Origin of the sequence: Tsukamurella paurometabola DSM 20162 (genome assembly GCF_000092225.1) — a bacterium.
GTDB lineage: Bacteria > Actinomycetota > Actinomycetes > Mycobacteriales > Mycobacteriaceae > Tsukamurella > Tsukamurella paurometabola.
In genome coordinates, this window is record NC_014158.1 from 754680 (window position 1) to 780533 (window position 25854).

Here is a 25854-nt window from a genome sequence, read left to right on the forward strand (position 1 = left end):
CTGCCTTCAGCCCCAGTACGTTAGGTAGGTTCTCCACGTGAGCCATGAGATCGATGTTCCGGGTGGCCCGGTCACCGAGCAGCTCAGCCCCGACGAGGTAGCGGCCCGCACCGCCGCGGCCGTCGGCTACAACTACGAGTACAAGGACAAGTACTTCGTCAGTCGTGAGAAGGTGCGGGAGTTCGCTCAGGCCAGCCAGGCGTACGACCCGATCCACCACGATGTGGAGGCGGCCCGCGCCGCCGGCTACGCCGATCTGGTCGCACCGCCCATCATGTTCTCGCTCATCGGGATCATCGCGCACCGTCCGCTGTTCGAAGAGGCGATCGTCGGCTACGGCCGCCGCCCCGTGGTGCAGTCCGAGCAGAAGGCGCACTTCCACGCACCGGTGGTCGCTGGAATGACCCTCACGACGCACGTCCACTTCGACGCCTTCCGTCAGGCGGCGGGTGTCGACCTGATCGTGACGCGCAACGTGATCTCCGACCAGGACGGCAATCTGTTGGTCACGTCGTGGACCACCCTGGCCGGACGCTCCGGCGAGGGCGAAGACCCCGCGTTCATGGACGCTATGGAAAAGGTGATGATGTATGGCGCTTCGTAATTTCGCGGACGTGACGGTGGGCGAGGAGCTCCCCGAGCGGACCTTCGAGCTCACCCGCGGCGATCTGGTCAACTACGCCGGCGTCACCGGCGACCCGAACCCGATCCACTGGTCGGATCACATCGTGAAGATCGCCGGTATGGACGACGTGGTCGCGCAGGGCATGCTCACCATGAGCCTCGGCTCGAACTACATCACCGAGTGGCTGGGCGACCCGGGTGCACTCAAGGAGTACAGCGTCCGCTTCACCGCGCCGGTGTACGTCCCGGCCGATCAGAAGGCCGAGCTGCAGTACGCGGGCAAGATCAAGTCGCTCGACCCCGAGACCAAGACCGGTGTGGTGCTGCTGACCGTCAAGCAGGGCGAGCGCAAGATCTTCGGCAAGCCGATCGCGACCGTGCAGTTCGCCTGACGGCCCGTTTTGAGGTGCGGCGCGTGTGTGCCGTACACTGAACTGTCCGCAACTTTGACGGGTGCTTGAGCGCGCCCCGAGACAGGTGCGGGTGCGGTACCTTCGGGTGCTGCAAAGGGGTGTAGCTCAATTGGCAGAGCAGCGGTCTCCAAAACCGCAGGTTGCAGGTTCAAGTCCTGTCACCCCTGCATAGACGGGCGCGAGTCCGTCTCTGACACCGGCGGACGGACCTCCGGCCCGCCGGAGGACCAGTGGAGGGATTTGCGTGAGCGACGAGCACGACGACGCGACCACCGGCACCGCCGGCGACAGCGCCGCCGAGGACGGCGTCAAGCAGGCCCGCCCCACCGGCAAACGTGGCGGACGGCGCGGTAACACCGCGCTCGCCGAGCAGGTCACCAAGGGCGTCACCGAGTACGCCTCGCGCAACGAGCCGGAGAAGCCTCCGCGGCGGAATCCGTTCGCCGCGATCTGGCTGTTCCTGCGTCAGGTGGTCGCCGAGCTGCGCAAGGTCATCTGGCCGACCCGCAGCCAGATGATCAACTACACGATCATCGTGTTGGTGTTCGTGGTGGTCCTCACCGCGTTCGTGAGCCTGCTGGACCTCGGCTTCGCCAAGCTGATGCTGTGGGCATTCGGCTGACACTGAACGCACGAGAAGACGAGACGGAAGGAACTTCGGCGCTGTGAGCACCCCGGAGCAGGACCAGGCAGAGCAGAACGTCCAGGAGGACGCTCTGGTCGATGACGCCACCGCGGCCACCGAGGTCGAACAGGGCAGCGACGATGAGGCCTTGATCGAGGTCGAGGAGAGCGTCTTCGGCGCCGACGAGCCCGGCGACGGTGCCGAGATCGTCGCCGAGGAGGAGCCCGAGGAGATCGACCCCGTCGAGGAGCTCAAGGCGCAGCTGCGCACCGCCCCCGGCGACTGGTACGTCATCCACACCTACGCGGGCTACGAGAACAAGGTCAAGGCCAACCTCGAGACCCGCGTCCAGAACCTCGACGTCGGCGATTACATCTTCCAGGTGGAGGTTCCCACCGAAGAGGTCACCGAGATCAAGAACGGCCAGCAGAAGCGGGTCAACCGCAAGGTGCTGCCGGGCTACATCCTGGTGCGCATGGACCTCAACGACGAGTCCTGGGGCGCGGTCCGCAACACCCCCGGTGTCACCGGCTTCGTCGGCCTGACCAGCAAGCCCTCGCCGCTCACGATGAACGAGGTCGTGAAGTTCCTGCTCCCCGAGAGCGCGCGGACCAAGCCCGCCAAGGACAAGGGCGCTGCGGCCGACGGTGCCGCCGCCGCGTCGGGTGGCGCGGTCTCGCAGGGTCCTGCGGTCGAGGTCGACTTCGAGGTCGGCGAGTCGGTCACCGTCATGGACGGTCCGTTCGCCACCCTCCCGGCGTCGATCAGCGAGATCAACGCCGAGCAGCGCAAGCTCAAGGTGCTCGTCTCGATCTTCGGCCGTGAGACGCCGGTCGAGCTCGCGTTCAACCAGGTCGAGAAGATCATCTAGCGCGAGACACACAGACTTCCCGCGCCGGTGCAACGGCGTGGGGTGATGAAAAAAGGAAACTGAGGATGCCCCCGAAGAAGAAGAAGGTCGCCGGGCTCATCAAGCTGCAGATCCAGGCCGGGCAGGCCAACCCTGCTCCGCCCGTGGGTCCCGCGCTTGGTCAGCACGGCGTCAACATCATGGAGTTCTGCAAGGCGTACAACGCCGCGACCGAGTCGCAGCGTGGCAACGTCATCCCGGTCGAGATCACGGTCTACGAGGACCGTTCTTTCGACTTCAAGCTGAAGACTCCTCCGGCCGCCAAGCTGCTGCTCAAGGCAGCCGGCGTGCAGAAGGGCTCGGGAGAGCCGCACAAGACCAAGGTCGCCAAGGTGACCTGGGATCAGGTGCGCGAGATCGCCGAGACCAAGAAGGAAGATCTCAACGCGAACGACGTCGATCAGGCCGCGAAGATCATCGCCGGCACTGCTCGCTCGATGGGTATCACCGTCGAGTAGTCGACCGGGAGGCGCATGCCTCCCGTGGGAGGGCCGGCTCGGCCCGCAGAACCACTCCCTGCCCACACGCTGGGCAAGATCAGAAAGAGCTAGATACATGAGCAAGAACAGCAAGGCCTACAAGGCCGCTGCCGAGAAGGTCGACAAGGACAAGCTGTACAGCCCGCTCGAGGCTGTCACGCTGGCCAAGGAGACCTCCTCCACCAAGCAGGACGCCACCGTCGAGGTCGCCATGCGCCTCGGTGTCGACCCCCGTAAGGCCGACCAGATGGTGCGCGGCACCGTCAACCTGCCGAACGGCACCGGTAAGACGGCCCGCGTGATCGTCTTCGCCGTCGGCGATAAGGCCGAGGAGGCCAAGGCCGCGGGCGCCGACGAGGTGGGCGCCGAGGACCTGATCGAGAAGATCCAGGGCGGCTGGCTCGAGTTCGACGCCGCGATCGCCACCCCGGACCAGATGGCCAAGGTCGGCCGCATCGCGCGCGTGCTCGGCCCCCGTGGTCTGATGCCGAACCCGAAGACCGGCACCGTGACGCCCGACGTCACCAAGGCCGTGGGCGACATCAAGGGCGGCAAGATCAACTTCCGCGTCGACAAGGCCGCGAACCTGCATTTCGTGATCGGCAAGGCGTCCTTCGACGCCAAGCAGCTGGTGGAGAACTACGGTGCCGCGCTGGATGAGATCCTGCGCGCGAAGCCGTCGGCGGCCAAGGGCCGGTACCTGAAGAAGGTCACCGTCTCGACGACCACCGGACCGGGCATCCAGGTGGACCCGCAGCGCGTGAGCAACCTCGCGGAGGATGAGGCGTAAGCCTCTCCCCTTCAGGGTCTGTAACGACGAGAAGCCCCCGACCGCGAGGTCGGGGGCTTCTTCGTGCGCGCGTCAGACCAGGCTCGTCGCACCCACCGTCGACAGGGCCAGGGCGAAGATCACCACGTAGAACACCAGCACCAGCACCAGGAATCCGGTGAAGACACCGCCGATGATCGCGCCCACCAGCGCCAGGGTGTTCTTGTAGCCGCGCTGTCGGGACTTGTTCAGCGCGATCCAGCTGACCACCAGTCCGACGGGGGAGCAGCCGGCGACCGACAGGATCAGGCCGACGATGCCCAGCGCATTGTCGGGATCCTGGTGCTCGCCCGGCGGGACCGGGTAGCCCGGATACGCCGGGTAACCCGGATGCTGCGGGTAGCCCGGCGATGGGTACCCCGGCGATCCGTACGGGGCGTAGGGCTGGCTCGGGTCGTACTCGGGCCGCGTCATACTCAGCCCAGCAGGTTCATCAGATACGACGAGTCGCTCGCGGCGGCGGCCAGACCGATGACGATGAGGATCAGATATCCCACGGTGATCACGGTGCCGATGCCTCCGATGATCACGCCGATCAGCGCGATGGTGTTCTTGTAGCCGCGCTGTTTCGACTTGCTCAGGGCGATCCACGAGACGATCAGGCCGGGGATGGAGCAGAAGAAGGACAGGATGAGGCCGACGATGCCCATCGTCTGGTCCGGGTCGTTGAGCTGCTCGCCGTTGGGACCGACGGGCGCCCCGTAGCCGCCGTATCCGGGCTGGCCCGGGTACTGCGGAGCGCCGGGGTACTGCGGAGCGCCCGGGTACTGGGGCTGGCTGTACGGGGCCTGGCCGTACTGACCCGCCGCATTCGGATCCTGGCCGTAGGGCTGCTGGCTGTACGGGTACTCGCCCTGCGGGTACTGATTCGGGTCCGGCTGCTGACCGTACGGATCATTGGGCGTTGACATAGTGAATGCTCCCCTTGCGACGACGAAGTCTGGTGTCGCTGGTCAGCGTAATCCACGGCGCCCTGCCGATCCCTTGCCCCCCGCTTGTCGTCGTCCGGGTCGGGAGGGAATCGTCAGTGTCTGTCGGTACCCTCGCCAGCATGGACGACGACAAGCTGCTCGCCCGGATCGGCGCGCTGCTGCGGCAGGCGGAGGGCACCGATAACGAGCACGAGGCCGAGACCTTCACGGAGGCGGCGCAGCGGCTCGCCACCGCTGCATCGATCGACCTCGCCGTCGCTCGCGCACATCAGCGCGGCCGGGAGCGAGCCCGTGCGACGCCCGAGCAGCGCACCGTCCGGATCGGGGAGGCCGGACGGCGCGGCCTGCGCACCTTCGTGGAGCTGTTCGTCGCGATCGCCCGCTCCAACGACGTCCGCTGCGATATCGCGTCGAACTCCACCTTCGTCTTCGCCTACGGATTCGCCGAGGACATCGACGCGTGCGAGGCCCTGTACGCCTCGCTGGTGATCCAGATGGTGCGCGCTTCCGATGCGTACATCCGCTCGGGCGCCTACAAGTCGGAGACCGTGCAGCAGCTCTACGAGGACCGCCGTACCCGGCGCCGCTGGGTCGAGACGAAACCGGTCGCCGGGGTCACGGCCAGGATCAATTTCCAATCCGCATTCGCCGCCCGGATCGGGGCCAGGCTCGCCGAGGCCCGTGCCGCGGAGACCCAGGAGCATGCCAAGCGTAACGAGCCGGGCACCGCGGTCGCGTTGCGCGACAAGGAGATCGAACTCGTCTCGTTCTACGAGGCGGAGTCCACCGCGCGGGGGAGCTGGCGCGGTGCCGCCGCGTCGGCCGGCTATTCCGATGGTGCGCGGCGGGCCGGTGACCGCGCCGGCCGGTCGGCCCGGCTCGGCGGTCATCAGGAACTTCCGGGGGCACGCGGCGCGCTGCGCCCGGGTGCCGGGCGATGACCGGGCAGTACCCGGGGCCGCCGCAGCAGCCGGGCTATCCGGGCCCGTACGGCCCGCCGTACGGCGCGCCCCCGCCGAAGCCGAACCGCACGATCTGGTGGGTGGCCGGCGGCGCCGCGGTGCTCGTGCTGACACTGCTGGTGGTGGCCGTCGTCGTCGTGACGCGCAGCCTGTCCGACGACGGTGCGCGCGACGCCGGGCCGTCGGGCTCGCCGACCGCGCCGGGCACGGCCCTGGACTGCGGTATGCCCGGCGAGAACGCGACCGCGCCGATCACCGACCGCGTGGTGGCCGGTCCGCTGTCCTTCCCGATCTCGGCCGCCCCCGGCTGGGTGCCGCAGGGGTACGTCACCTACGCGCAGAGCTCCCAGGCGCAGGGCCTCGTGCAGGCGATCCCCGGACAGTCCTGGCAGGCGCATGCCGAGATCGGCCTGACCACCTTCACGACGAAGCCGACCAGCGCCGAGGCCGCGCGCCGCATGCTTCCGTGCATCGCCGCGGGCGCGGGCTACGCGCGGAGCAACCCCCGCCTCGACGGTCTGACCGAGCCGGAGGCGGTGGTCGTCGACGGTGTCACGGCGGCACGGGTCACCGCGCGGATCCTGGTGCAGAAGGACGGACTCGACATCCGGGGCGACACGGTGACGGTGGTGGTCATCGACTCCGCACCGCAGGCATACTTCATGTCGGATACACCGATCGGCGACGAGGCGCGTGCGGCGGTGGCCCAGCAGATCTTCGACCAGCTGAAGGTGGCGAGAGACGTATGAGCAACCCGCAGGACCCGTACGGCCAGAATCCGTATCAGGACGGTTACCAGCAGTACCCGCAGCAGCCGTACGGCGGGCAGCCGGGCTACGGTCAGCAGCCCTACGGCCAGCAACCCGGGTACGGCGGCCAGCCCGGTTACGGTCAGCAGCCCTACGGGCAGGCCGCGTACGGCGGCGGTCAGCCCCCACAGAAGCCGAACCGCACCCCGCTCTACATCGCGATCGGCGTCGCGATCCTGCTGGTGATCGCGGTGATCGTCGCGGCGGTCGTGCTGATCACGCGGGACTCCGGCTCATCCGGCGGTCCGTCCGACACCACCGCTGCCACCTCGGCGGGCGACCCGAACGATTGCGGCATGCCGGGCACCGGCCTGGCGTCCGAGATCACCGACCGGGTGGCTTCGGGGCCGCTGTCCTTCCCGGTCTCCGCCGCCCCCGGCTGGACCAAGGAGAGCTACACCGTCTACGCGCAGAGCACCGCCGCCGCAGGGCTCGAGAAGTCGATCGCCGGCCAGCCCTGGCAGGCGGGCGCCGAAGTCGGGCAGACCAACTTCAGCACCAAACTCGACCCGAAGGACGCCGCGACTCGGATGATGCCGTGCATCGCGGCCGGCCAGGGCTACAACAAGACGAATCCGCGCATCACCGACCTCTCGCAACCCGAGGCGATCACCGTCGACGGGGTCGCGGCGGCGAAGGTCACGGCGAAGATCCTGGTCTCGGTCCAGGGCGTCACCACCCCGGGCGATGTGGTCACGGTGATCGTGGTGGCCTCCGCGCCGCAGACCTACGCGCTGCTCGTCGAGCCGATCGGGTTCCCCGACATCACGGCCGCCCTCAAGGCCGTCAGCGACCAGCTCAAGGTCGCGAAGGACGTGTGACCACCCGCGATGTGCAGCGGGCGGTGGTCTACCGGGCCGAGGAATTGGTGCGCGGCCTGTTCGACCACGCCAGCGGCGGGCGCACCGTCGACGTGCTCGGCGTCCCCCTGACGCTGCCGCCCGAAGCTCGGTTCGGGTCCACGGCGTCAGTACAGGAGTACGTCGACCGGGTGCTGCGACCGGGGCAGGTGCGGGTGCGGCCCCGGGCCGGCGCCGGCGGGGCGCACTACGAACGTGGTGCGGGACGGATGCCCACCGTCGCCGTACCCGACGGGCGCGACGGTGCCTGGGCACTGCGTGAACTGGTGATCCTGCACGAACTGGCCCATCACGTGGTCGCCGAGCGCGACGGGGACGCCGCGGCGCACGGGCCCGCGTTCACCGCCGCCTTCATCGAGCTCGCGGCGCGGGTGATGGGGCCGGAGGCGGGGCTGGCGCTGCGGATCGTCTACACCGAATCGGGCGCCGCCGTCGGGTAGGCCGACACCGATTTGGTGGCTGGCCACCTTCCGAGTACTCTGGACTCCTGGAATCCGGTGCCAACCGGATCGTTCCACCGAAGACCGTCGGTCATCGGGCGCGAGCCCGATCGAAGGTCCGGCCCCGAGTCGGCGACCCACGCAGGAGGACGAGGATTCACCCGCACGCTCGCGTGCGGAGAAACGAACCCCGTGCGCCCTGCGCCGGGGTTCTCGTCGTTTCGGCCCGAACCTTCTCCGGCGGAAGACACGTAGAGAGGAGGCGAAGTATGGCAAACCCCGAAAAGGTCGCAGCAGTCGCTGAGATCGCCGAGCAGTTCTCGAAGTCCACGGCCACCGTGGTCACCGAGTACCGCGGGCTGTCGGTCGGTTCCATCACCGAGCTGCGTCGTTCGCTCGGAGCGGGTACCACGTACTCCGTCGCCAAGAACACCCTGGTCAAGCGCGCCGCGGCTGACGCCGGCGTCGTGGGCCTGGACGAGCTGTTCGAGGGTCCGACCGCCATCGCCTTCATCGAGGGCGAGCCGGTCGATGCCGCTAAGGCGATCAAGAAGTTCGCCAAGGACAACAAGGCTCTGGTCATCAAGGGCGGCTACATGGACGGCAAGGCGCTGTCCGTGGCCGAGGTCGAGCGCATCGCCGATCTCGAGTCGCGCGAGGTGCTCCTGGCCAAGCTCGCCGGTGCCATGAAGGGCAACTTGGCGAAGGCCGCAGGCCTGTTCAACGCTCCCGCTTCGCAGGTCGCCCGTCTGGCCGCTGCGTTGCAGGAAAAGAAGGCCGCCGAAGAGGCTGCCCAGTAACACCGCTGATCCCAGCACATCAATCCCTTGCCTCGCGGATCAGCGAGCAAGACTTAGAGGAAGGACGCCGCCATGGCGAAGCTCACCACCGACGAGCTGCTTGACCAGTTCAAGGAGCTCACCCTGCTCGAGCTCTCCGAGTTCGTGAAGGCTTTCGAGGAGACCTTCGAGGTCACCGCTGCTGCTCCGGTCGCCGTCGCGGCTGCCGGTGCCGCCCCGGCCGCCGGCGGCGACGCCGGTGCCGCTGCTGACCAGGACGAGTTCGACGTCATCCTCGATGGCGCCGGCGACAAGAAGATCCAGGTCATCAAGGTTGTCCGCGAGCTGGTTTCGGGCCTCGGCCTGAAGGAGGCCAAGGACCTCGTCGAGGGCGCCCCGAAGCCGATCCTGGAGAAGGTCGACAAGGAGCAGGCCGACGCTGCGAAGGCCAAGCTCGAAGAGGCCGGCGCCACCGTCTCGGTCAAGTAAGACCGTACGCGTACGCCCGAACGGCCCCGTCGCCCTGTGCGACGGGGTCGTTCGTCGTTTCCGCAGGAAGAACACCGCGGACACACGGGAGAACGTGGGTAAACCTTTGCGGTAGTGAAACCCAGGTCAGATACCACGGGGCCATGCGGCTGAGGTACTGTCATCGGGAATGTTCCCGTGTGGCGCGAGCCACACTCGAAGACGCGGCGGCGCGAGCCGGGCGTCGGGCGCGTGAAAGAAAGGGCTCGACAGTGGGTGTCGAAGTTACTACCAGGAACCTGACCAAGTCGTTCGGCTCCCAGAACATCTGGACCGACGTCTCGCTCACCCTGCCCGCCGGCGAGGTCTCCGTTCTCCTCGGTCCTTCCGGTACCGGTAAGTCGGTGTTCCTGAAGTCCCTGATCGGTCTGCTCCGCCCCGAGGAGGGCGAGATCATCATCGACGGGACCGACATCCTCACCTGCTCCAGCTCCGAGCTGTACGAGATCCGCAAGATGTTCGGCGTGCTGTTCCAGGACGGTGCCCTGTTCGGCTCGATGAACCTCTACGACAACACCGCCTTCCCGCTTCGTGAGCACACGAAGAAGAAGGAGAGCGAGATCCGTCAGATCACGATGGAGAAGCTCGAAATGGTCGGTCTGATCGGCGCCGAGGACAAGCTGCCCGGCGAGATCTCCGGCGGTATGCGCAAGCGCGCCGGTCTGGCCCGCGCCCTGGTGCTCGACCCGAAGATCATGCTGGTCGACGAGCCGGACTCCGGTCTCGATCCCGTGCGTACCACCTACACCAGCCAGTTGCTCATGGACATCAACGCGCAGATCGACTGCACCACCCTGATCGTGACGCACAACATCAACATCGCCCGCACCGTGCCCGACAACATGGGCATGTTGTTCCTCAAGCGGCTCGTCATGTTCGGCCCCCGTGAGGTGCTGCTCACCTCCGAGGAGCCCGTGGTCAAGCAGTTCCTCACCGGCTCGATGATCGGCCCGATCGGTATGTCGGAGGAGAAGGACCAGGCGCAGATGGAGGCCGAGGCCGAGCGCGTCGCGGCCGGCCATTCGCACGGCGGTGTGGAACTGATCGAGGAGATCGCTCCGCAGATGCAGCCGACGCCGGGCATGCCCGAGCGCCAGGGTGTCGCGCGCCGCAAGGCCCGTGTGCGCGAGATGCTGCCGTCGCTGCCGCCGAAGGCGCAGGCCGCCATCCTCAAGGATCTCGGCGACGAGGACCTGCAGGACGCGCAGAACACCGTGCAGGCGCACATCGTCGCTGCGGGACAGGGCGCGGGGGATACCGCGACCGTTCCGATCCAGACGCAGCAGGCGCAGGTGGCCGGCTACCCGGAGGGTGCCGAGAGCACCGGCTACGAGGTTGTGGTCCCGCTCGATTCGGACGATAACCCCACCGATCACCTGCCGAAGGTGGACGGCACCAACAACTGATCCGCATCGCGAACGCCGGGTACACCTGATCGACGGGTGGGCCCGGCGTTCGTGTGTCCGGCTCCGTCGAACAGTGGTGGCCGCACCCGGGATTTTCGAAGAGAACGGCGGTTTCGCTTGACGTTCGCCAGAATCCGGGTCACAGTTATCGGCAGGACGTGCAGTACGACGTCGGTTCTCCGCGGCAGCCAGCCAGGAGAGGCGGCGCCGAGGGTGTTCGATCAAAACTCGCGCACGGTCCTTGCGTCAGGCCCCGGCGGGGCCTAGTGTGGACTGCCTCTTGCAGGTCCCGTCTCTCTCTGCTAATGTTGGACGTTGCGCTGGCTGCCTCCTGCCCATCTGAATATCTGTTCCTCGACGAGGACGTTTTCTCTGCGGGTTGCCGTCAGCACATGTTGGCAACGTAACTAGGCACAGCAGAGGACGCATCTTGGCAGTCTCCGTCTCCAGCCAGACTCAGAACGATCAGAACGCCGTGGTCCCCGGGGCCCCGAAGCGCGTCTCGTTCGCGAAGCTCTCCGAGCCGCTCCCGGTACCCGGTCTACTCGATGTGCAGACCGACTCCTTCGAGTGGCTCGTGGGCTCCCCGGAATGGCGTGAGAAGGCCGCGTCGCGTGGCGAGGCCAACCCGACCGGCGGCCTGGAGGACATCCTCGCGGAGCTTTCGCCGATCGAGGACTTCTCCGGTTCCATGTCGCTCTCCTTCTCCGACCCGCGCTTCGATGAGGTCAAGGCCTCCATCGAGGAGTGCAAGGACAAGGACATGACGTACGCGGCACCGCTGTTCGTCACCGCCGAGTTCATCAACAACAACACCGGCGAGATCAAGTCGCAGACCGTCTTCATGGGTGATTTCCCGATGATGACGGACAAGGGCACCTTCATCATCAACGGCACCGAGCGCGTGGTCGTCTCGCAGCTGGTCCGTTCGCCCGGTGTGTACTTCGACGAGACCATCGACAAGTCCACCGAGAAGCCGCTGCACAGCGTCAAGGTGATCCCGGCCCGCGGCGCGTGGCTCGAGTTCGACGTCGACAAGCGCGACACCGTGGGCGTGCGCATCGACCGCAAGCGTCGTCAGCCCGTCACCGTGCTGCTCAAGGCGCTCGGCTGGACCAGCGAGCAGATCCTCGAGCGCTTCGGCTTCTCCGAGATCATGCGTTCCACGCTCGAGAAGGACGCCACCGCCGGCACCGACGAGGCCCTCCTCGACATCTACCGCAAGCTCCGTCCGGGCGAGCCGCCCACGAAGGAGTCGGCGCAGACCCTGCTGGAGAACCTGTTCTTCAAGGAGAAGCGCTACGACCTGGCCCGCGTCGGCCGGTACAAGCTGAACAAGAAGCTGGGCCTGCCCGCGAACGCGGACGGCACCCAGTCCTACGTGCTCAACGAGGACGACATCGTCGCCATCGTCGAGTACCTGGTGCGCCTGCACGACGCCCCGTCGGAGCAGCTGACCTACATGACGGTGCCGGGTGGCGTCGAGGTGCCGGTCGAGGTCGACGACATCGACCACTTCGGCAACCGTCGCATCCGCACCGTGGGCGAGCTGATCCAGAACCAGCTCCGGGTGGGCCTGTCCCGCATGGAGCGCGTGGTCCGCGAGCGCATGACCACGCAGGACGTCGAGGCGATCACCCCGCAGACCCTGATCAACATCCGCCCGGTCTCGGCGGCGATCAAGGAGTTCTTCGGTACCTCGCAGCTCTCGCAGTTCATGGATCAGAACAACCCGCTGTCGGGTCTGACCCACAAGCGTCGCCTCAACGCGCTCGGCCCCGGTGGTCTCTCGCGTGAGCGCGCGGGCCTCGAGGTCCGTGACGTCCACCCGTCGCACTACGGCCGCATGTGCCCGATCGAGACCCCTGAGGGCCCGAACATCGGCCTGATCGGCTCGCTGTCGGTGTACGCGCGGGTCAACCCGTTCGGATTCATCGAGACGCCGTACCGCAAGGTGACCGACGGTGTCGCGACGGACGAGATCGTCTACATGACCGCCGATGAGGAGGATCGCTTCTACATCGCGCAGGCCAACGCCGCGACCGACGACAAGGGCCGTCTCACCGACGACCGCGTGCTGGTCCGTAAGCGCGGCTCCGAGGTGGAGTTCGTGTCCACCGCGCAGGTCGAGTACATGGACATCTCGCCGCGCCAGATGGTCTCGGTCGCCACCGCGATGATTCCGTTCCTCGAGCACGACGACGCCAACCGTGCCCTCATGGGTGCGAACATGCAGCGTCAGGCCGTGCCGCTGGTCCGTTCCGAATCGCCGCTGGTCGGCACCGGTATGGAGCTGCGCGCCGCGGTCGACGCGGGCGACGTCATCATCACCGAGAAGGCGGGCGCCGTCGAGGAGGTGTCGGCCGACTTCATCACCGTGATGGCGGACGACGGCACCCGCAAGACGCACCGGCTGCGGAAGTTCGCGCGCTCGAACCAGGGCACCTGCGCGAACCAGCGTCCGATCGTCTCCGCGGGTCAGCGGGTCGAGATCGGCCAGGTTCTGGCCGACGGCCCCTGCACCGACAACGGCGAGATGGCTCTCGGTAAGAACCTGCTCGTGGCGATCATGCCGTGGGAGGGTCACAACTACGAGGACGCGATCATCCTGTCGCAGCGCCTGGTGGAGGAGGACGTGCTCACGTCCATCCACATCGAGGAGCACGAGATCGATGCCCGCGACACCAAGTTGGGCGCCGAGGAGATCACCCGGGACATCCCGAACGTCTCCGACGAGGTCCTGGCGGACCTGGACGAGCGCGGCATCATCCGCATCGGTGCGGAGGTCCGCGACGGCGACATCCTGGTCGGCAAGGTCACCCCGAAGGGCGAGACCGAGCTGACCCCCGAGGAGCGCCTGCTCCGCGCGATCTTCGGTGAGAAGGCGCGCGAGGTGCGCGACACCTCGCTGAAGGTGCCCCACGGCGAGACCGGCAAGGTCATCGGCGTCCGCGTGTTCTCGCGCGAGGACGACGACGAGCTGGCCCCGGGCGTCAACGAGCTGGTCCGCGTGTACGTGGCCCAGAAGCGCAAGGTGCAGGACGGCGACAAGCTCGCCGGCCGCCACGGCAACAAGGGCGTCATCGGCAAGATCCTGCCCGCCGAGGACATGCCCTTCCTGCCCGACGGCACCCCGGTCGACATCATCCTCAACACGCACGGCGTGCCGCGGCGTATGAACATCGGCCAGATCCTGGAGACGCACCTCGGGTGGGTCGCCAAGACCGGCTGGGATGTGCGCGACGAGAAGGGGAACATCCCCGAGTGGGCATCGCAGCTGCCGGAGCAGATGTACGCCCAGCCGAGCGACACCAACACCGCCACCCCGGTGTTCGACGGTGCCCGCGACGAGGAGCTGGCCGGCCTGCTCGGCTCGACGCTGCCCAACCGTGACGGCGACGTCATGGTCGGCGCCGACGGCAAGGCGACCCTGTTCGACGGTCGCTCGGGCGAGCCCTTCCCGTACCCGGTCGCGATCGGCTACATGTACATCCTCAAGCTGCACCACCTGGTCGACGAGAAGATCCACGCTCGTTCCACCGGTCCGTACTCGATGATCACGCAGCAGCCGCTGGGTGGTAAGGCGCAGTTCGGTGGTCAGCGCTTCGGTGAGATGGAGTGCTGGGCGATGCAGGCGTACGGCGCCGCCTACACCCTGCAGGAGCTGCTCACCATCAAGTCGGACGATGTGGTCGGCCGCGTGAAGGTGTACGAGGCGATCGTCAAGGGCGAGAACATCCCCGAGCCGGGTATCCCGGAGTCGTTCAAGGTGCTTCTCAAGGAGCTGCAGTCGCTCTGCCTGAACGTCGAGGTGCTGTCGAGCGACGGTGCCGCGATCGAGATGGCCGACAGCGACGACGAGGATCTCGAGCGCGCTGCTGCCAACCTCGGCATCAACCTCTCGCGCAACGAGAACGCCTCGGCCGAAGACCTCGCGAACTAGCCCACGCCAACCGAACGAATAAGGAGAGAAGTGCTCGACGTTAACTTCTTCGACGAACTGAAGATCGGTCTGGCGACCGCCGATGACATCCGTAACTGGAGCTACGGCGAGGTCAAGAAGCCCGAGACCATCAACTACCGCACGCTCAAGCCCGAGAAGGACGGCCTGTTCTGCGAGAAGATCTTCGGACCTACTCGAGACTGGGAGTGCTACTGCGGCAAGTACAAGCGTGTCCGCTTCAAGGGCATCATCTGCGAGCGCTGCGGCGTCGAGGTCACTCGCGCCAAGGTGCGTCGTGAGCGGATGGGCCACATCGAGCTCGCGGCTCCGGTCACCCACATCTGGTACTTCAAGGGCGTTCCCTCGCGCTTGGGCTACCTGCTGGACCTGGCGCCCAAGGATCTCGAGAAGATCATCTACTTCGCCGCCTACGTGATCACGGAGGTCGACGAGGAGCAGCGGCACAACGAGCAGTCCACGCTCGAGGCCGAGATCGAGTCCGAGAAGAAGGTCCTCGCGGACCAGCGGGACGTCGATCTGGAGAACCGCGCCAAGAAGCTGGAGGACGATCTGGCCGTCCTCGAGGCCGAGGGTGCCAAGGCCGACCAGCGCCGCAAGGTCAAGGACGGCGGCGAGCGGGAGATGCGGCAGATCCGCGACCGCGCGCAGCGTGCCATCGACGAGCTCGACGAGATCTGGACGACCTTCGTCAAGCTCGCGCCGAAGGACATGATCGTCGACGAGAAGCTCTACCGTGAGCTGCAGGACCGCTACGGCGAGTACTTCAAGGGCGCCATGGGTGCCGAGGCGATCAAGAAGCTCATCGAGAACTTCGACATCGATGCCGAGGCCGAGATCCTGCGCGAGGTCATCCGCAGCGGCAAGGGCCAGAAGAAGCTGCGTGCGCTCAAGCGACTGAAGGTCGTGGCGGCGTTCCAGCAGTCGGGCAACTCGCCGCTGGGCATGGTCCTGGACGCGGTGCCGGTGATCCCGCCGGAGCTGCGCCCGATGGTCCAGCTCGACGGTGGCCGGTTCGCCACGTCCGACCTGAACGACCTGTACCGCCGTGTGATCAACCGCAACAACCGCCTCAAGCGACTGATCGATCTGGGTGCGCCCGAGATCATCGTCAACAACGAGAAGCGGATGCTGCAGGAGTCGGTCGACGCACTGTTCGACAACGGCCGTCGTGGCCGTCCGGTCACCGGACCGGGCAACCGCCCGCTGAAGTCGCTGTCCGATCTGCTCAAGGGCAAGCAGGGCCGGTTCCGTCAGAACCTGCTCGGTAAGCGCGTGGACTACTCGGGCCGTTCGGTGATCGTCGTGGGTCCGCAGCTCAAGCTGCACCAGTGCGGTCTGCCGAAGCTGATGGCGCTCGAGTTGTTCAAGCCGTTCGTGATGAAGCGCCTGGTGGATCTGAACCACGCGCAGAACATCAAGTCGGCCAAGCGCATGGTCGAGCGGCAGCGCCCGCAGGTGTGGGACGTCCTCGAAGAGGTCATCGCCGAGCACCCCGTGCTGCTCAACCGTGCTCCCACGCTGCACCGCCTGGGCATCCAGGCGTTCGAGCCGCAGCTCGTGGAGGGCAAGGCCATCCAGCTGCACCCGCTCGTTTGTGAGGCCTTCAACGCCGACTTCGACGGTGACCAGATGGCCGTGCACCTCCCGCTGTCCGCGGAGGCGCAGGCCGAGGCCCGCATCCTGATGCTGTCCTCGAACAACATCCTCTCGCCCGCGTCGGGTCGTCCGCTCGCCATGCCCCGTCTGGACATGGTGACCGGCCTGTACCACCTGACCACCGAGAAGGCCGATGCGCAGGGCGCCTACACGGCGGCCAAGAAGGATCAGCCGGAGACGGGTGTCTACTCGAGCCCGGCCGAGGCCATCATGGCGGTCGACCTGGGCGAGCTGTCGATCCAGGCGCCGATCAAGGTGCGGCTGACGAACCAGCGTCCGCCGGCCGAGATCGAGGCCGAGCAGTTCGACGGTGCGTGGGAGCGCGGTCAGGCCTGGACGGCCGAGACCACGCTGGGCCGGGTGCTGTTCAACGAGCTGCTGCCGATCGACTACCCGTTCGTCGACGAGCAGATGCCGAAGAAGCGTCAGGCCGTGATCATCAACGATCTGGCCGAGCGGTACCCGATGATCGTGGTGGCGCAGACCGTCGACAAGCTCAAGGACTCCGGTTTCTACTGGGCCACGCGGTCCGGTGTCACGGTCTCGATGTCCGACGTGCTCGTTCCGCCGAGCAAGAAGGAGATCCTCGATCGCTACGAGGAGCGGGCCGACGGTATCGAGCGCAAGTACGCCCGCGGTGCCCTCACCTCGGGTGAGCGTCGCGACGCCCTCGTCGAGATCTGGAAGCAGGCCACCGACGAGGTCGGTAAGGCGATCGACGATTACTACCCCGAAGACAACCCGATCACGATGATCCCGAAGTCGGGTGCCACGGGCAACATGACCCAGGTGCGGAACCTGGCCGGCATGAAGGGCCTGGTGACGAACCCGAAGGGTGAGTTCATCCCGCGCCCGATCAAGTCGTCCTTCCGCGAGGGCCTCACGGTGTTGGAGTACTTCATCAACACCCACGGTGCTCGTAAGGGTCTGGCCGATACCGCGCTCCGTACCGCCGACTCGGGTTACCTGACCCGTCGTCTGGTGGACGTCTCGCAGGACGTCATCGTCCGCGAGACCGACTGCAACACCACCCGTGGCATCATCGTGCCGCTGGCCGAGGTGCAGGCCGACGGTTCGCTGATCCGCGATGCGCACGTCGAGACCTCGGCGTACGCCCGCACCCTGGCCGAGGACGCCAAGGATGCCAAGGGCAACGTCATCGTCGAGCGCGGTCACGACCTGGGTGATCCCCAGATCGAGGCCCTGCTCGAGGCCGGCATCGCCGAGGTGAAGGTGCGCTCCGTGCTCACCTGCACCACCGGCACCGGCGTGTGCGCCACCTGCTACGGCCGCTCGATGGCCACCGGCAAGCTCGTCGACATCGGCGAGGCCGTCGGTATCGTCGCCGCGCAGTCGATCGGTGAGCCCGGTACCCAGCTGACCATGCGTACCTTCCACCAGGGTGGCGTCGGTGACGACATCACCGGTGGTCTGCCGCGAGTCACCGAGCTGTTCGAGGCCCGTGTCCCCAAGGGCAAGGCTCCGATCGCCGAGGTCTCCGGCCGCATCCGCCTGGAGGACGACGACCGGTTCTACACGATCACCATCACGCCGGACGACGGCAGCGAAGAGGTCGTGTACGACAAGATCAGCAAGCGTCAGCGCCTGCGTGTGTTCAAGCACGACGACGGCACCGAGCGTCTGCTGGCCGACGGTGACCACGTGCAGGTGGGTCAGCAGCTCCTCGAGGGCGCTGCCGATCCGCACGAGGTGCTGCGCGTCATGGGCCCGCGTCAGGTGCAGGTGCACCTGGTCAACGAGGTCCAGGAGGTGTACCGGTCGCAGGGTGTGTCGATCCACGACAAGCACATCGAGACCATCGTGCGGCAGATGCTGCGTCGCGTGACGATCATCGACTCGGGTTCCACGGAGTTCCTGCCCGGTTCGCTCACCGAGCGTGCCGAGTTCGAGGCCGAGAACCGTCGCGTCGTGGCCGAGGGCGGCGAGCCCGCGGCCGGCCGTCCGGTGCTCATGGGCATCACCAAGGCCTCGCTCGCGACCGATTCGTGGCTGTCGGCGGCCTCCTTCCAGGAGACCACCCGCGTGCTCACGGACGCCGCGATCAACACCCGCTCCGACAAGCTGGTGGGCCTCAAGGAGAACGTCATCATCGGTAAGCTCATCCCGGCCGGTACGGGTATCAACAAGTACCGGAACATCCAGGTGCAGCCCACCGAGGAGGCCCGCGCGGCCGCGTACTCGGTGCCGACCTTCGACGATCAGTACTACGGTCCGGAGGGTGCGTTCGGCGCCCCGTCCGGCGCCGCGGTGCCGCTCGACGACTACGGCTTCTCCGACGGCTACCGGTGACGTTAGCCAACTGAATTCGGCCCCCGACCTGCGTGCAGGTCGGGGGCCGTTTTCATGCCCGACGGTGGTGGGGCTGGGGCGGCCCTCGTCCGGCAGCGCGCTCCCGCTGCCGATGGCGTTATCCGCGGCCGACTATTGGCAGCGGATGGGGCTGGCGGAGGGGAGAGGCCGGCGATCGCTCCCGCACCCCTCTCGCGCTCCCGCCCCACGCGTGCGGGGTGCGGCGGCGCGAAACAGGGGCGGATGCGCGAAGGGGGTTGTTCACTCCTCAATTCATGTGTACGGTGTGAACATCTCAGCATGCTCGCACCGCGAACACCGAGTCCAGGAGTCGACGATGGCCACCGTGACGGAATCCAGTGCCACTGCGAAGCCGTGGGAGGGGCGGTCGAAGTCCTGGATCGCGGGAATGGTTCTCACCGTGTTGATCTGGGCGTTCCTCGTGTTCGACGTGGTCGGTAAGTTCACCAAGCCGCAGGCGGTGATCGACGGGACGCTGAAGCTGGGATTCCAGGAGAAGCACATCGTGGTGATCGGGCTGGTGCTGTTGGTGGGGGTGATCCTGTGGACCGTCCCGCGCACTGCGGTGATCGGCGCCATCTACCTCACCGGCTATCTCGGCGGTGCGGTCGCCATCAACCTCCGGGCGGAGCAGCCGATCGCCGGCTACGTGCTCTCCGGTGTCTATGTGGGCGTGCTCATCTGGATCGCGATGTTCCTGCGCCGGCCCGAACTCCGACGCGTCGTCCTCGGCGCCTAGACCACGCCGCCCCCGGGGCGGCATTCATGCTCTCCCGTTCGTCGCGCGTCCTCCCCCCCACCGCGGCGGAGGGGAGAGCCCTCGTGTCAGAGCCGGTACACCTGCTGCGCAGTCTCGCCGAGAACCGCCTCCCGCTCGGTCGGCGACGCACCGTCGAGCAGGCCGACGGTGAGCTCCAGCACCTGCGCGTACGAGGCCTCCAGCAGGCATACCGGCCAGTCGGAACCGAACATCACCCGCTCTGCTCCGAAGCTTTCCAGCACATGCCGCGCATAGGGTTCGATGAGTGGGCGGTTCCAGGGCCGGGGTGGGCACTCGGTGACCAGTCCCGATAGCTTGCACGCGACGTTCGATAGCGCCGCCATGGCGGTGATCCAGGTCGCCCACGGATCCCATTCGCCTGCACCGATATCCGGCTTTCCGCAGTGGTCGATCACGAAGTTCGCCGCGGGGAGGGATTGCGCCAGCTCCAGGCCGGCGGCACGCTGCGGTGCCCGCACCAGGATGTCGAAGGCGAGGCGGCGATCGGTGGCAGCGCTGATCCCGCGCGCAACGTCGGGACGGGCGAGCCAGCATGGATCGGGTTCGTCTTGCGCGAGATGTCGCAGCCCACAGAGCTTCTCGCCGCCCGGCGCGGATCGCAGCCGGTCCAGCTGATCGCCGCAGTCCGGGGATGTCAGATCGGCCCAGCCGACCACGGCGCGCGCCGGCCCGCCCGCAGTGAGCAGATACCTGGTCTCGGAGGTCGAGTTCAGCGCCTGCACCGCCACCGTGGCGTCGGCCGGCGATTCCGCGGCGAGGTCGGCCACCGTGAAGTCGCGCCGGATCGGCTCCAGGCCCGGCGAGGCGAGCCAGCCGTGGTCGTGCCGGGCGCGGTCCCAGAGGTGGTGGTGCGCGTCGACGATCATCGGTTCAGGGGCAGCGCCCACACCAGCGGGATGCCGCGGTCCTCGCCCGAGTAGTCGTCCTCCACCTCGAGCAGGTCCGCCATTCGTGTCTGCCACGGCACGTTCGCCGGGTGCTCCGCGAGGTGCCGTCGCATCGCCCGGTAGTCGTCGACCTCGACCACGTGGAACAACTCGCGGCCATCGCGCCAGATCCGCCACGACCGCACCCCGGCTTCGCGGAGCGCACCGTCGAGCTCGGTGGGGATCACGGCGTGTACCCGGTCGTACTCCGCCTCCGCGCCGACCCGAAGCCGGGTGTGCAGAGCGATCGTCTCCGTCATGGACGGACCTCCTGGCCAGGGCGGGGGAGCGGCTGTACGCGGGTCAATTGGGTCACGTGGCCGGGTTCGAGCTCGTCCAGCGAGTTCGCACCCAGCAGGCGCATCGTACGGCGCACTTCGTCGCCGAGGATGGTGATCGCGCGGTCCACGCCCGCCTCGCCGCCCGCCATGAGCCCGTACAGGTAGGCGCGACCGACCAGGGTGCTGCGCGCGCCCAGCGCCACGGCGGCCACGATATCGGCTCCCGACATGATCCCGGTGTCCAGAAGGATCTCGGTCGTCCCGCCCAGTTCGGCGGCGACCGTCGGCAGCAGGTGGAACGGCACCGGCGCCCGGTCGAGTTGACGTCCACCGTGATTGGACAGGACGATCCCGTCCACGCCGAGGTCGGCGCACCGTCGCGCGTCGTCGAGGGTCTGCACGCCCTTCACCACCACCTTCCCGGGCCACTGATCCCTGATCCAGGCGAGATCGGAGTAGTCGACGGTGGGGTCGAACATGGAGTCCAGGAGCTCGCCGACGGTGCCCGACCAGCGGTCGAGGGAGGCGAAGGAGAGCGGCTCGGTGGTGAGGAAGTCGATCCACCAGTGCGGCCGCGGCACCGCGTCCACGATGGTGCGTAGCGTGAGCGCGGGTGGGATCGTCATGCCGTTGCGCTTGTCCCGCAGCCGGGCACCGGCGACCGGTACGTCGACGGTCACGAGCAGCGTGTCGTAGCCGGCCTGTGCGGCGCGGTCCACCAATGCCATGGATCGCTCGCGGTCGCGCCACATGTAGAGCTGGAACCACTGCCGCCCGCCCCTGCCGGCGTCCGCCACCTCCTCGATCGACGCCGTGCCCATCGTCGACAGCGAGAACGGGATGCCGGCGCGGGTGGCGGCGCGCGCACCGGCGAGCTCGCCCTCGGTCTGCATCATGCGGGTGAAGCCCGTCGGGGCGATCGCGAACGGTAGGGCCGACGGTCCGCCGAGCACCGTGCGTGTGGTGTCAACGTGCGCGACATCGCGCAGAATCCGCGGATGGAATTCGATGTCGGAGAAGGCCTGCCGGGCCCGGGCCAGGGAGAGTTCGGCTTCGGCGGCGCCATCGGTGTAGTCGAACGCGGCGCGCGGGGTGCGGCGCTGTGCGATCCGGCGCAGGTCTGCGATGGTCTGCGCATCGTCGAGCCGCGCCGCACGGCGATCCAGCCGCGGCGCCTTGATCCGCATGAGGGGCGCGAGATCCCTCACCTTCGGTACCTGACGACGCATTATTCCTCCGATCACTGAGAGAGGTCTTCCCCGAACTCTACGACGGCGGACGCGATATGCGCAGACTGTTGACCAACAGACCTCCGATGTTTACAGTCCTCTTTTGTGACTCGCGGCACAGTCTCCTCGCCTTCCGACGCAAGGCCGGCGGCCGCCCGGAGTCCTGACCGAGGGTGAAAGGAAGTCGATGAGACTGCGACGAGTCGGCGAGGCGGGGGCGGAGCGCCCCATCGTCTCCACCGGAGACGGACGGTGGCTCGACGCCTCGGGCGTCGTACCCGAATACGGGCCCGCGACGATCGGTTCGGCGCGCGAGATCCTGGCTGCGGAGATCGCCGCCGGCGGGCTGCCTGAGGTCGATCCGACCGGGCTCCGAGTCGGTGCGCCGATTTCCCGCCCCGGCAAGATCGTGTGCATCGGCGTGAACTATCTCGCCCATGCGCAGGAGACTCAGCACGCCGAGCCCGCCGAGCCGGTGATGTTCCTCAAAACATCGGCCACGATCGTGGGCCCGTACGACGACGTGTTGATACCTCGCGGATCGGTCGCCACCGACTACGAGGTAGAGCTCGCTGCCGTGATCGGGTGCACCGCACGCTATCTCGACAGTGCGGAGCAGGGACTCGCCTGTGTGGCCGGGTACACCGTCTCCAACGACGTGTCCGAACGGGACTTCCAGATGAACCGCGGCGGCACCTGGGACAAGGGCAAGAACTGCGAGACCTTCAACCCGCTCGGCCCCGAATTGGTGACCGCCGACGAGATCCCCGATCCGCAGCTGCTCGATATCCGGCTCACCGTCAACGGCGAGGTGCGGCAGCGGGCCAATACGGCGCAGATGATCTTCGGGGTCGGCGAGATCGTGCGCTACCTCAGCCAGTTCATGGTTCTGGAGCCCGGCGACGTGGTCAACACCGGTACGCCGGCGGGCGTCGCCTTCGGTTACCCCGATCCGAAGCCGTACCTGCGCCGTGGCGATGTGATCGAGACCCACGTCGATGTGCTCGGCGGTCACCGGTCCGTCCTCGGGGAGGCCTGATGTCCGCGAAGTTCACCGGATTTCGGACGCTGGACGTGCGATTCCCCACCTCCAAGGAGCTCGACGGATCCGATGCGATGAACGTCGACCCCGACTACTCTGCGGCATACCTGGTGCTCGAGACCGACGCCGCTGATGGTCTGGAGGGGCACGGCTTCGTGTTCACCATAGGCCGCGGTAACGACGTGCAGCGCGCCGCGATCGAGGCCCTGTCGGGGTACGTCCTCGGCCGCGATGTGGACGCCGTCCTGGATGATCTCGGCGGAATGTGGCGCGAACTGGTCTACGACGCACAACTGCGCTGGCTCGGTCCCGAGAAGGGCGTCATGCACATGGCGATCGGTGCAGTCGTGAACGCCCTGTGGGATCTCCGGGCCAAGCGTGAAGGAATGCCGCTGTGGCAGTTGCTCGGTGGACTCAGCCCGGAGCAGATCGTCGATCTGGTCGATTTCCGGTACCTCACGGACGCGCTCACCCCGGACGAGGCGCTGGAGTTGCTCCGTGCCGCGGAACCTGGGCGTGCGCAGCGGTCGGCCGCGTTGCAGGAGCATGGCTATCCCGGATACACCACCTCGCCGGGCTGGCTCGGATACTCCGACGAGAAGCTGGAGCATCTCGCGAAAGAGGCGGTGGCACAGGGCTTCACCCAGATCAAGCTCAAGGTGGGCGCCGATATCGACGACGATATCCGCCGCTTCGCTCTGGCGCGGTCCGTGGTGGGCGACGGTATCCGGATCGCGGTCGATGCGAACCAGCGTTGGGACGTTCGCGAGGCGGTCGACGCGATCGAGCGGCTGGCCCCTTTCGATCCGTGGTGGGTGGAGGAACCCACGGCGCCGGATGATGTGCTCGCGCACTCCGCGATCCGGCGACGGGTCTCACCCGTGCGGATCGCCACCGGCGAGCATGCGCACAGCCGGGTGCTGGTCAAGCAGTTGCTGCAGGCTGAGGCGATCGATGTGCTTCAGCTCGATTCCACCCGTGTGGCCGGGGTCAACGAGAACATCGCGATCCTGCTGCTGGCCGCCAAATTCGGCATTCCGGTGTGCCCGCACGCGGGTGGCGTGGGGCTGTGCGAACTGGTGCAGCACCTCGCGATGTTCGACTACGTCGCGGTTTCCGGCACTCTCGCCGACCGGAACATCGAGTACGTCGACCATCTGCATGAGCACTTCCTGGACCCGGTGCGGATCGTCGACGGGGCGTACGCCGCGCCGTCGGCGCCGGGCTTCTCGGCCCAGATGCACGCGAAGTCCCTCACGCGGTACGGCTTCCCCGACGGAGAAGCCTGGAAGGAGGCACCATGAGCGGCGGAGACGAATTCACCGGATTCCGGGCGATCGTGACGGGCGGCGCCTCGGGCATCGGACGTCGGACGGCGGAGGAACTGATGGCACGCGGAGCGACCGTCGCGGTAATCGACGTGCAGCCGGGCGAAGCGCCAGCGGGATCGGTCGGCATCAGCTGTGACGTCGGCGACGACGAATCGGTCGCCGTCGCGGTGGCGACCGCGGCCGAAACCCTGGGCGGCGTAGACGGACTGGTCAACAATGCCGGTATCGGAGCGCAGGGGACCGTCGAGGCCGGAACGTTGGACGAGTGGCGGCGTGTGCTCGAGGTCAACGTTCTCGGTACCGTCCGGATGACCCGTGCTGCACTCGAACACCTGCGTCGATCCGCGACCCCCGCCGTGGTCAACACCTGTTCGATCGCCGCGACCGCAGGGCTTCCCGGCCGGGTGCTCTACAGCGCGTCCAAGGGTGCCATCGAGGCGATGACGCGCGCGATGGCGGCTGACCATGTGCGAGAGGGTATCCGGTTCAACTGCGTGAACCCCGGGACCGTCGACACGCCGTGGGTGCGCAGACTGTTGGAGTCGGCCGCCGATCCCGAGGCCGAGGCCGAGCAACTTCGCCAGCGCCAGCCCACGGGTCGGCTGGTCACGGATGCCGAAGTGGCGGGAGCGATCTGCTACCTGCTGGGTCCGGCGGCATCGGCCACCACTGGAACCTCGCTCGCCGTCGACGGCGGGATGAGTGGCCTCCGACTCCCGGCGAAGCGGTGACCGCGGCGCTCACCGCGGACCGGGCGTTCGGGCGCGGCGGCCTACGCGTGGCCCGGTTGTCCTTCGGTGCGGCGGCGATCGGCAATCTCTACGCCGAGGTCGACGATGCGGAGGCCACCGACGCCGTGCGTGCCGCGCTGGATGCCGGAATCAGCTACTTCGACACCGCGCCGCATTACGGTCTCGGACTGTCCGAGCGCAGGCTCGGGGCGGCGCTGGATGAGCATGCGAGCGTGGTGATCTCGACGAAGGTGGGACGGGTGTTGCGGCCCGCGAGCGGTCCCGCTGCACCGGACTCACAGGGATTCGCGGTCGCGGCCGATGTGGAGCGGGTGTGGGACTTCAGTCGCGATGGGGTGTTCCGCTCGATCGAGGACAGCCTGATGCGATTGGGCCGGGACCGTATCGATGTGGTGTACGTGCACGATCCCGACGAGCACTTTGTCGAGGCGATGAACGGTGCCTTCCCGGCACTCGACGAACTCCGCAGCCAGGGCGTGATCTCCTCGTACGGCGCCGGTATGAATCAATCGGAGATGCTCACCCGGTTCGTACGCGAGACCGATATGGACACCGTCCTGATCGCCGGGCGGTACACGGTGCTCGACCGCGGTGCGGCGCAGGATCTGCTCCCGGCCTGTGTGCAGCGCGATGTGTCGGTCGCGGTCGGTGGAGTGTTCAACTCCGGTATCAGCGCGTCGGCGGACCCGCAGCCCGGAGCGACCTACGACTACGCGCCGGCCACGCTGAGTGCACTCGACCGTGCGCGCCGCCTCGCCGCGGTCTGCCGTGATCATGGCACCACCCTGCCGCACGCCGCTGTGCACTTCCCGCTGCGGCACCCCGCCGTACGCACGGTGCTACTCGGGATGCGGTCAGAGGAGGAAGTTCGCACCGATCTCGACTTGCTGTGGACGCCGCCACCGGAAGCCCTGTGGTCCGACCTCGACGCCGCGTTGTGAGGTCGATCCGTCGGCAGCGCCGGT

At 67.4% G+C, this 25854-nt stretch carries 25 protein-coding genes and 1 tRNA gene; 21 read left to right on the top strand and 5 right to left on the bottom strand.

Going from position 1 to position 25854, the window contains the following annotated elements; all coding sequences use genetic code 11:
• Window positions 1-37: 37 nt before the first annotated feature.
• The 7 genes from hadA to rplA all read left to right on the top strand — a co-directional run bounded on the left by hadA (window position 38) and on the right by rplA (window position 3841).
• Window positions 38-604: a (3R)-hydroxyacyl-ACP dehydratase subunit HadA gene (gene hadA, locus TPAU_RS03640; protein ID WP_013125416.1), complete on the top strand. Its 567-nt coding sequence runs from the start codon at window positions 38-40 to the stop codon at window positions 602-604.
• Entirely contained in the window at window positions 591-1016 is a 426-nt protein-coding gene (gene hadB / locus TPAU_RS03645) for a (3R)-hydroxyacyl-ACP dehydratase subunit HadB (RefSeq protein ID WP_013125417.1), read from the top strand. Before hadA ends, hadB begins: the two co-directional genes overlap by 14 nt.
• Before the next feature lie 115 nt (window positions 1017-1131).
• A tRNA-Trp gene (locus TPAU_RS03650) sits at window positions 1132-1204 on the top strand.
• A gap of 77 nt (window positions 1205-1281) precedes the next feature.
• Window positions 1282-1659: a preprotein translocase subunit SecE gene (gene secE / locus TPAU_RS03655; RefSeq protein ID WP_013125418.1), complete on the top strand. Its 378-nt coding sequence runs from the start codon at window positions 1282-1284 to the stop codon at window positions 1657-1659.
• Between the two features lie 43 nt (window positions 1660-1702).
• A complete protein-coding gene (gene nusG / locus TPAU_RS03660) occupies window positions 1703-2533 on the top strand; it encodes a transcription termination/antitermination protein NusG (RefSeq protein WP_013125419.1) in 831 nt (276 codons plus the stop codon).
• A gap of 65 nt (window positions 2534-2598) precedes the next feature.
• Window positions 2599-3030 (top strand): 50S ribosomal protein L11, encoded by a 432-nt coding sequence (gene rplK, locus TPAU_RS03665; RefSeq protein WP_013125420.1) that lies wholly within the window; start codon window positions 2599-2601, stop codon window positions 3028-3030.
• A 97-nt stretch (window positions 3031-3127) separates the two neighbouring features.
• Window positions 3128-3841, top strand: coding sequence for a 50S ribosomal protein L1 (gene rplA / locus TPAU_RS03670; RefSeq protein ID WP_013125421.1), 714 nt, complete (start codon window positions 3128-3130; stop codon window positions 3839-3841).
• A 72-nt stretch (window positions 3842-3913) separates the two neighbouring features.
• Here the strand turns inward: rplA and TPAU_RS03675 are convergent, their stop codons facing one another.
• Both TPAU_RS03675 and TPAU_RS03680 read right to left on the bottom strand, forming a co-directional pair.
• Complete coding sequence (locus TPAU_RS03675) at window positions 3914-4294, bottom strand: DUF4190 domain-containing protein (protein WP_013125422.1); 381 nt, start codon at window positions 4292-4294, stop codon at window positions 3914-3916.
• 2 nt (window positions 4295-4296) lie between these two features.
• Window positions 4297-4791, bottom strand: coding sequence for a DUF4190 domain-containing protein (locus TPAU_RS03680; protein WP_013125423.1), 495 nt, complete (start codon window positions 4789-4791; stop codon window positions 4297-4299).
• A 140-nt stretch (window positions 4792-4931) separates the two neighbouring features.
• On the opposite strand from TPAU_RS03680, the gene TPAU_RS03685 reads away from it, so the two are divergent.
• The 10 genes from TPAU_RS03685 (at window position 4932) to TPAU_RS03730 (ending at window position 19286) form a co-directional block, all read left to right on the top strand.
• A complete protein-coding gene (locus TPAU_RS03685) occupies window positions 4932-5753 on the top strand; it encodes a DUF2786 domain-containing protein (RefSeq protein WP_013125424.1) in 822 nt (273 codons plus the stop codon).
• Window positions 5750-6523, top strand: a complete 774-nt coding sequence (locus tag TPAU_RS03690) for a hypothetical protein (protein ID WP_013125425.1) — start codon at window positions 5750-5752, stop codon at window positions 6521-6523. Before TPAU_RS03685 ends, TPAU_RS03690 begins: the two co-directional genes overlap by 4 nt.
• Entirely contained in the window at window positions 6520-7404 is an 885-nt protein-coding gene (locus tag TPAU_RS21730) for a hypothetical protein (protein WP_013125426.1), read from the top strand. Before TPAU_RS03690 ends, TPAU_RS21730 begins: the two co-directional genes overlap by 4 nt.
• Window positions 7401-7883 carry a TIGR04338 family metallohydrolase gene (locus TPAU_RS03700; protein WP_013125427.1) on the top strand — a complete coding sequence of 161 codons (483 nt, stop codon included), beginning with the start codon at window positions 7401-7403 and terminating at the stop codon, window positions 7881-7883. Before TPAU_RS21730 ends, TPAU_RS03700 begins: the two co-directional genes overlap by 4 nt.
• A gap of 269 nt (window positions 7884-8152) precedes the next feature.
• Window positions 8153-8683, top strand: a complete 531-nt coding sequence (gene rplJ / locus TPAU_RS03705) for a 50S ribosomal protein L10 (protein ID WP_013125428.1) — start codon at window positions 8153-8155, stop codon at window positions 8681-8683.
• Window positions 8684-8755: 72 nt separating this feature from the next.
• On the top strand, window positions 8756-9151 hold the full coding sequence (rplL, locus tag TPAU_RS03710) for a 50S ribosomal protein L7/L12 (RefSeq protein WP_013125429.1): 396 nt from the start codon (window positions 8756-8758) through the stop codon (window positions 9149-9151).
• Window positions 9152-9402: 251 nt separating this feature from the next.
• Window positions 9403-10596 (top strand): ABC transporter ATP-binding protein, encoded by a 1194-nt coding sequence (locus TPAU_RS03715; RefSeq protein WP_013125430.1) that lies wholly within the window; start codon window positions 9403-9405, stop codon window positions 10594-10596.
• A 430-nt stretch (window positions 10597-11026) separates the two neighbouring features.
• On the top strand, window positions 11027-14539 hold the full coding sequence (gene rpoB / locus TPAU_RS03720) for a DNA-directed RNA polymerase subunit beta (protein WP_013125431.1): 3513 nt from the start codon (window positions 11027-11029) through the stop codon (window positions 14537-14539).
• A 30-nt stretch (window positions 14540-14569) separates the two neighbouring features.
• On the top strand, window positions 14570-18526 hold the full coding sequence (locus TPAU_RS03725) for a DNA-directed RNA polymerase subunit beta' (protein ID WP_013125432.1): 3957 nt from the start codon (window positions 14570-14572) through the stop codon (window positions 18524-18526).
• A 337-nt stretch (window positions 18527-18863) separates the two neighbouring features.
• Complete coding sequence (locus tag TPAU_RS03730; RefSeq protein WP_013125433.1) at window positions 18864-19286, top strand: DoxX family protein; 423 nt, start codon at window positions 18864-18866, stop codon at window positions 19284-19286.
• An 86-nt stretch (window positions 19287-19372) separates the two neighbouring features.
• Here TPAU_RS03730 and TPAU_RS03735 read toward each other — a convergent pair whose 3' ends face one another.
• The 3 genes from TPAU_RS03735 to TPAU_RS03745 are packed head-to-tail and all read right to left on the bottom strand — an operon-like array spanning window position 19373 to window position 21764.
• On the bottom strand, window positions 19373-20194 hold the full coding sequence (locus TPAU_RS03735; RefSeq protein ID WP_013125434.1) for an amidohydrolase family protein: 822 nt from the start codon (window positions 20192-20194) through the stop codon (window positions 19373-19375).
• Window positions 20191-20514, bottom strand: coding sequence for an L-rhamnose mutarotase (locus TPAU_RS03740; protein WP_013125435.1), 324 nt, complete (start codon window positions 20512-20514; stop codon window positions 20191-20193). Before TPAU_RS03740 ends, TPAU_RS03735 begins: the two co-directional genes overlap by 4 nt.
• On the bottom strand, window positions 20511-21764 hold the full coding sequence (locus TPAU_RS03745) for an alpha-hydroxy acid oxidase (RefSeq protein ID WP_013125436.1): 1254 nt from the start codon (window positions 21762-21764) through the stop codon (window positions 20511-20513). Before TPAU_RS03745 ends, TPAU_RS03740 begins: the two co-directional genes overlap by 4 nt.
• Before the next feature lie 187 nt (window positions 21765-21951).
• Here TPAU_RS03745 and TPAU_RS03750 point away from each other — a divergent pair, with 187 nt between their 5' ends.
• From TPAU_RS03750 to TPAU_RS03765, 4 genes are read left to right on the top strand one after another with little or no spacing between them, the layout of a single operon-like run.
• On the top strand, window positions 21952-22803 hold the full coding sequence (locus tag TPAU_RS03750; protein ID WP_013125437.1) for a fumarylacetoacetate hydrolase family protein: 852 nt from the start codon (window positions 21952-21954) through the stop codon (window positions 22801-22803).
• Window positions 22803-24110: an enolase C-terminal domain-like protein gene (locus TPAU_RS03755; protein ID WP_013125438.1), complete on the top strand. Its 1308-nt coding sequence runs from the start codon at window positions 22803-22805 to the stop codon at window positions 24108-24110. The genes TPAU_RS03750 and TPAU_RS03755 overlap by 1 nt, the downstream gene beginning before the upstream one ends.
• Complete coding sequence (locus TPAU_RS03760; RefSeq protein WP_013125439.1) at window positions 24107-24868, top strand: SDR family NAD(P)-dependent oxidoreductase; 762 nt, start codon at window positions 24107-24109, stop codon at window positions 24866-24868. The genes TPAU_RS03755 and TPAU_RS03760 overlap by 4 nt, the downstream gene beginning before the upstream one ends.
• Window positions 24865-25830, top strand: a complete 966-nt coding sequence (locus tag TPAU_RS03765) for an aldo/keto reductase (protein WP_013125440.1) — start codon at window positions 24865-24867, stop codon at window positions 25828-25830. The genes TPAU_RS03760 and TPAU_RS03765 overlap by 4 nt, the downstream gene beginning before the upstream one ends.
• Window positions 25831-25854 lie beyond the last annotated feature (24 nt).